A 6,382-nucleotide genomic window follows, 5' to 3' on the forward strand; every position below is an offset into this window, starting at 1 on the left:
GGGTCGGAAAGCATCTTTTGGAAGCTGTTTACATAAATGTCGCCGATTTCGCCCACCAGCAAAATGGCATCGCGGACTTTCTTTGCATCCTTTACCAAATCGTGTATGGCTTTGAGTTTGTCGTAATACTCTTTGCCCTGATTGTACAATTTTTGCACTTCCTGAAAATTTTTTATCACATTTGAAACTGTCGAGGAAGTCTGCACAATCTGATTGGCGGAGTTCACAATACTTGTCGCAATGTTTGCAGGGTCTGTTACCACAAATTGCGCCTTTACCTGTGCGGCAAAACCTGCCAGCACGATACTCATAATAAAAATTACCTTTTTCATTTTGATTGTTTTTTTAATTGTTAATTATTTTTATTTTCAATTCTTTTGCTTTCGGCTAACTGTTTGATAGCCAATTCCAAATTCCCGTCCAACTTTTCGGCTAAACGGAAAAGTTCCAGTTTTTCGGTTTCCTCGGTCGTGTAGGTATAGTATTCTTCGAGCGAAACCTCTGTTGCATAAACCGCCGATTGAACGCCGCCAAGACCAATCCAAACTTCCTTATATTTGCGGCTTGGATTGTTCGCCATATTGATAGAAAGCACCTGCGATTTTTCCTTTTCGGTCAATCCGAGTAATGCCTGAATACTGTCGAACTTGTTCATGTATTTTCTTTGGTCTAACAAAATCTTACAGTCGGCATTGTTGATAATACTCTCTTTTACAATGGGCGAAGCGATAATATCATCGACTTCCTGCGTTACTACGATTGCCTCGCCGAAGAATTTACGGACGGTTTTATACAGATATTTTATGTATTCTGCCATCCCTTCCTTCGCGATTGCCTTCCACGCCTCCTCTATTAGGATTAACTTCCTGATACCCTTTAATCTGCGCATCTTATTGATGAAAACTTCCATTATGATAATCGTAACTATCGGGAAGAGGATTTTGTGGTCTTTTATCGCATCTATCTCAAAGACAATGAATCGTTTAGACAGTAAATCCAACTGCTTTTCGGAGTTCAACAGGTAATCGTATTCCCCGCCTTTGTAATACGGCTCTAACACATTGAGGAAATTTGCCAAATCAAAGTCCTTTTCGCGGACTTGCTTTTCCTGCAAAATTTCACGGTATTCGCCACCCACAAATTCGTAAAAGGTATTGAATGAGGGCGCAATGCCGTTTTTCAACTTGTCAATGTACATACTGACAGCGTTGGACAAAGCAACTTCTTCTGCGCGTGTGGGCGGCTCGTTGTCGCGTTTCCAAAGCGTGAGAATGAGCGTTTTAATACTTTCCCTTTTTTCAATATCGAACACTCCATCGTCCGTATAAAATGGATTGAAGGCTATTGGATTATCTTCTGTATAAGTGAAATATACGCCATCTTCGCCGTTGGTTTTGCGGTTAATCAGGTTGCAAAGTCCCTGATACGAATTACCTGTATCTACTAAAACAATATGCGCCCCCTGTTCGTAATATTGTCTTACCATGTGATTGGTAAAGAAGGATTTACCACTACCCGACGGACCAAGTATAAACTTGTTCCGGTTCGTGATAATCCCTTTTTTCATCGGCAAATCCGAAATATCCAAATGCAGGGGCTTTCCGGTTAATCTGTCCACCATTTTTATACCAAAGGGCGAGAGCGAGGATTGATAGTTTGTTTCCTCTGTGAAGAAACAAAGGGCTTGCTCAATGAAAGTGTAAAAACTTTCCTCTGCCGGAAAATCCGCTTCGTTCCCCGGAATACCCGCCCAAAACAAGGTGGGGGTATCTACCGTATTGTGTCGCGGTTTACACTCCATCAAAGCCAACTGACTGCCGACATCGTTTTTTATCCTTTGCAGTTCTTCTTTGCTATCACTCCAAGCCATAACGTTGCAGTGGCAACGGATAGAGGTAAGTCCCAACGAGTGCGCCTCGTTCAGGTATTCTTCAATCCAAGCCTTGTTAATCTGGTTTTGGCGTGAATAGCGCGATAGCGAGTGCATATTACGCGCCTGTTTCTCAAAGCGTTTCAAATTTTCCGCGCCGTCATCTATAAACAGATATTGATTATAAATGTGGTTGCACGAAAGCAAAACGCCCACAGGCGCGGCAAAAGACAAACGGCAATCGCTTCTGTCCGTTGAGAGTTTTTCATACCGGTTGTCCGTTGCTACTTTGGATGGCAAGTCCTCTGTATCCGAAAGCGTGTGCAAACACATAATATTGTCGCCAATTCGCATTTCATCCGCACCCAAAGAAATATCCTGCAAACAGGTAGTGTTTTCCAATGACAATGAAAAATACTTTTCAATCAGTCCTGCTGTCCCATTTGTCCCGCCTGTCCCTGCGATTTCCTCACTTGTTAATCTTGTGAGCTTCACAAAACCGCTGTCATTGACAATACGCTCGAATTGCCCGACCGCCTCCAAAAATTTGGTTATCGTTTCCTTGTCCCGCACTTCTTTTGGAACAAGAAACCCGCGACATAGCGTATTGAAATTGCTTTGCGCCCGCATCCGCTCTTTGGTTGTTTTTGTCAGGAACAAAAAACAGGCGTGATTCAGGTAAGGGCGTTCATTAAAGTGCCGTTCAAAACTTCTTGAAAGAAAACTCAAATCGTCCTTTTGAATTTGACTTCGTCTTCTTCCTCCTTGCAGGGCATAGTCAAGCGAGCTTGCCTCTGCTCCTGCTTCGTTCGTCAGTTCGGGCTGGTAGTTTTCTTTGATAAACCAATCGGATTTATGCACAATACTGTAATTGGGTAAAACCTTAACCGCCTTTACCCAAGCCGAATGTATCGCCTCGTATTCGCTGCCGGTTACAGTAAAGAGTTCAGGCAATTCCACCCGAAACCCTACTGTAATATCCGCATCTTTGGAAACAATACAGCCGTTTTCTACTGCCAGCAACGGGAATTTGCTTTCCAGTGTGGCTGCTTTCATCACATTTTTCATACTTCCTTTTTCTTTTGGGTAAATAATCGGGAAAAGTTCCGGCGGTTGATAACATATCGCGGATGGTTGCTTCGAGCCTGCACCTTCATCAATCCGTGTTCGCCGTATTTACTGTTCAGGTGGAATGTTCCGTAAACCAATGTGAGAGCGGCGGTAATGCCGAAAATAATACAAATCCATTGATTAACGCCCACCATATACATCACTACGAACACGACAAACAAGCCGAGCAACCCGCCTGCGAAAATGAAAAGGTACTGTGCTTTCAGTCCTTGAAATTCCGCCGGTTTTCCTATCCCTTTGTTAATTGGAAATTCCATGTTCTTATAAGAAAAAAGAACGAAGAATAGTGGCTGCCACAATCAGGAAGATACATGCGCCAAACCAACTCGCCGCTGTTTTGCCGGTATCGGGGTCGCCGCTTGAAAACTTGCTATACACCTTAACGCCTCCAATCAAGCCGACCACAGCCCCAATCGCATAAATCAATTTGGTCGCGGGGTCAAAATACGAGGTAACCATTTGTGTAGCTTCTGTAATGCCGGCTGCACCGTTACCTTGCGCCATTGCGCTCACAGCTGTCATCAGAAGGGCGACAGCCGAAAAGAAAAATCTGAAATTGTTTTTATTCTTTATCATAATGATTTTTGAAAATACCGTGGGGAGGGATAATCCCCACGGCGGATTAATACTGTTTAACTCTGAATTTTAGTGGCGGGGTCGCAGACCCCTTTATTACTGCTTTCGCACGCTAACCATACTCTTTCTGCTTCATTTTTTACTGTTTTTAATCGTTTAATCTACATAATCGGCAACATCAAAATCGCCGTAATCGTAATTTGTACCGGAAGTTTCATCTTCCGTTTCAGGCATTACTTTTTGGATATTGCGTTCAACGACCGCTTTAATCCAATTCATTTTACCTTCGTCCCCCGAAACAAGCATCTCGAACATATCGGTATTTTCCAATTCGACTATCGTTCTGCCTGTTTCTTCGCTTACATCTTCGGGCTGTTCCATTACGGCTTTTACTGCCGTTTGCAGTTTGTCGTAATCAATACCCTCTGCCATGACCGCCTCATGTCCCAAAGTCCGACCCAATTCCGCTTCTTCTTCTTCGGCTTCATAATCTATTTCTTCGTCATCATCGTCAAGCGGGATACTCAAAATTTCGGGATTCGGCTCGTCTGCAAAAACCTCGTCCAATTCTTCGGACGGGATAATCCCAGACGGTTTTTCTTCGGTTTCGGCTGCAAAAATAACCGGTTTTTCGCTCGTTGTTTCCGTTTCTTCAAGAGTGGCAGGGGTTTGCAGGGGTTTGCTCCGGTCGGGCAGGACAAAGCGGCTTTTGCCCATCACATCATTGGCAACTTTTGGCTTTTCCGGCGGTGCGGTATCGTTGCCCTTTTTCGTGTCCGCTTGCTTGGGGTAGGCAATGCGGTAGAGCAGAAACAGGGCGGCGAGCATTATGAGAAGTGCAAGGAGTTTCATAAGGCTGCTGTTTAATAAATCCTTTTGTCGATAAAGGAGTTGACTATTTCCTCGTGATACTCCTTAAAATGCTCATTCAAAACATTATCAACATACTCATACAAAGTAATTTTACCTTGACCGACAATATGTACAATGTGTGAAATACGCTTGTGATGCTCCTCTCTGATATAGAGTGATTTTCCTAAACGGGCAGCCGGTGCATCCGTTTTCTTGATGTACGCTGACTTATAGTCTTGCGTTCTCCTGTCTAATTCTTCCTTTTTCATTTTTTTCTGTTTTTAAAATTCAATTAAATCCTTACGTTCTTTTTTGTACAAATCGTTGATTTCGTCCTTGTGCATTTCCAAGTGCTGTAACAGCACATTGTCGATATACCCGCCCACTGTAACATCCTTGTCGGCGATAACCCGCACAATTTCCGAAACGGTAGCATGGATTTTTTGACTGATATATACGCATGACCGAGCCTTTAACTCGTTTTTCTGCAAAAACAGGCTGCTGTAATCCACACTGCCACGCTTGCGGCGGACAGGCTCTTTTGTTTCCTTTGCCTCTTTGGTCTGTTCGGGTTCAGGCGCAGGTTCAACTGTTTTTTCCGATTCTTTGGGCGGAACAGGAGCGGCAGGCGGATTGCTCTGTTCATAAACCGATTGCAGCAAGGCGGCTTCGTCTATATCTTCCACCACCCTGCTTTTTCTCTTATTGTTTTCCATTATCGCGTAAATTTAAGATTTCACAAATTTCATCTGCCAAGACATCAATGTTGCTGCCTTTAAGCAGGGCTTTATCGGCTGAAAACAGCGTGGAACGGAAAATGCTGTGGCTGTCGCCCGACATTTCCTTGCGGAAACGGACGGAGTTGGGCAGCGAAGTTTTCATTATTTGCAGCCCCAATTCTTCGATTGCGTTTTCGTAAGCCTCATACAAAGGCGATTTTTCCCTGCCATCAACCATATTCCAGAACAGACGCAAACCTTTAATATTCCCTTTACCCACGCTGATAAGTTTTTCATTCAAAAGTGTGGCGTATTGCAGGGTGCTTTCGAGAACAAAGCGGTCTGCGCTAATCGGCGTAAAAATATAATCCATTGCCGCCAGCGTTTTGATAACGCCGCCGCTGTTAAGCGTTCCGGGCAGGTCGAAGAAAATCACATCAAACTCCTTTTGGGAATTTTCCATCAGGGTTTGTGCATCTTCGACAGCGGTTTCGGGCTTGCTGTCCCTGACAGGATAGGCTTTTATTCCGAGCGAGCGGAACATATCATACGCCATCCGCTTGAAATAACCGTCCTTCACAATCAGTTCGCCGTCGCGCTTGCGCTCTTGGAAGATACTTAATTGCGGAAAATCGCAATCTACTACGGCTACATGGTAGCCTTTTACATAATGCAGGTAACTTGCTGTCAGTACTGTTACCGCTGTTTTGCCCATTCCGCCCTTTTGGGTGGAGAAGGCGACGAATAATGTTTGCTTTTTCATTTTACTGAATGTTTTAAATAAATGAATAATTAAATAACTATTGATAACTGTCTGTAAATCATTACTGAACTGCCGATTTGCGTTTTTGTTTCGATAAATAAATGTTTCCGCATTTCAATACCACAATACGACAGCAAGTCAGCACAACAATACTGATTTGCGTCAGTACGACAATATTGACTGACGTACTTGTTTGAGCAAGTCCGTAAAGCATTGCTTCAATGCTGATTTGCTTCTTTTTCGATTTATTTCCTTGCTTACTCATTTCCGTATTTCTTTACTTTCATATTTATTCAAATCACTGTTTCCGTAAATCCATATTTTCTTATTTCTGCAAATCTGCGTTTCATTATTTCCATTAATAATTACTGATTTACGGCTGCAAAGGAATATAGAAAAAACTGTGTATTTATCTGCCTTTTAACAAGTGGCAGGGGTTTGCACCGAGAGTGGCAGGGGTTTGCCACCCCC

At 43.3% G+C, this 6,382-nt stretch carries 9 protein-coding genes; all 9 read right to left on the reverse strand.

The features are described from left to right. Nucleotides 1–332 (reverse strand): DUF4141 domain-containing protein (locus ACYPWY_RS15405; protein ID WP_459686433.1); only part of this gene is annotated, 332 nt, incomplete at its 3' end. A 20-nt stretch (nucleotides 333–352) separates the two neighbouring features. Next, on the reverse strand, nucleotides 353–2,938 hold the full coding sequence (locus ACYPWY_RS15410) for a TraG family conjugative transposon ATPase (RefSeq protein ID WP_459686434.1): 2,586 nt from the start codon (nucleotides 2,936–2,938) through the stop codon (nucleotides 353–355). Further along, the gene (locus ACYPWY_RS15415) at nucleotides 2,935–3,258 is read right to left on the reverse strand and encodes a DUF4133 domain-containing protein (protein WP_459686435.1); all 324 of its coding nucleotides are present in this window, start codon (nucleotides 3,256–3,258) and stop codon (nucleotides 2,935–2,937) included. Before ACYPWY_RS15415 ends, ACYPWY_RS15410 begins: the two co-directional genes overlap by 4 nt. A gap of 4 nt (nucleotides 3,259–3,262) precedes the next feature. Beyond that, nucleotides 3,263–3,577: a DUF4134 domain-containing protein gene (locus ACYPWY_RS15420; protein WP_459686436.1), complete on the reverse strand. Its 315-nt coding sequence runs from the start codon at nucleotides 3,575–3,577 to the stop codon at nucleotides 3,263–3,265. 156 nt (nucleotides 3,578–3,733) lie between these two features. Beyond that, nucleotides 3,734–4,429: a hypothetical protein gene (locus ACYPWY_RS15425; protein ID WP_459686437.1), complete on the reverse strand. Its 696-nt coding sequence runs from the start codon at nucleotides 4,427–4,429 to the stop codon at nucleotides 3,734–3,736. Between the two features lie 11 nt (nucleotides 4,430–4,440). Further along, nucleotides 4,441–4,698, reverse strand: a complete 258-nt coding sequence (locus ACYPWY_RS15430; RefSeq protein WP_459686438.1) for a DUF3408 domain-containing protein — start codon at nucleotides 4,696–4,698, stop codon at nucleotides 4,441–4,443. 12 nt (nucleotides 4,699–4,710) lie between these two features. Beyond that, entirely contained in the window at nucleotides 4,711–5,145 is a 435-nt protein-coding gene (locus ACYPWY_RS15435; RefSeq protein WP_459686439.1) for a DUF3408 domain-containing protein, read from the reverse strand. Then, nucleotides 5,132–5,911: a ParA family protein gene (locus tag ACYPWY_RS15440; RefSeq protein WP_459686440.1), complete on the reverse strand. Its 780-nt coding sequence runs from the start codon at nucleotides 5,909–5,911 to the stop codon at nucleotides 5,132–5,134. Before ACYPWY_RS15440 ends, ACYPWY_RS15435 begins: the two co-directional genes overlap by 14 nt. A gap of 61 nt (nucleotides 5,912–5,972) precedes the next feature. Next, entirely contained in the window at nucleotides 5,973–6,176 is a 204-nt protein-coding gene (locus ACYPWY_RS15445) for a hypothetical protein (protein ID WP_459686441.1), read from the reverse strand. Between the last annotated feature and the right edge of the window lie 206 nt (nucleotides 6,177–6,382).

It is taken from the genome of Viscerimonas tarda (assembly GCF_054601255.1).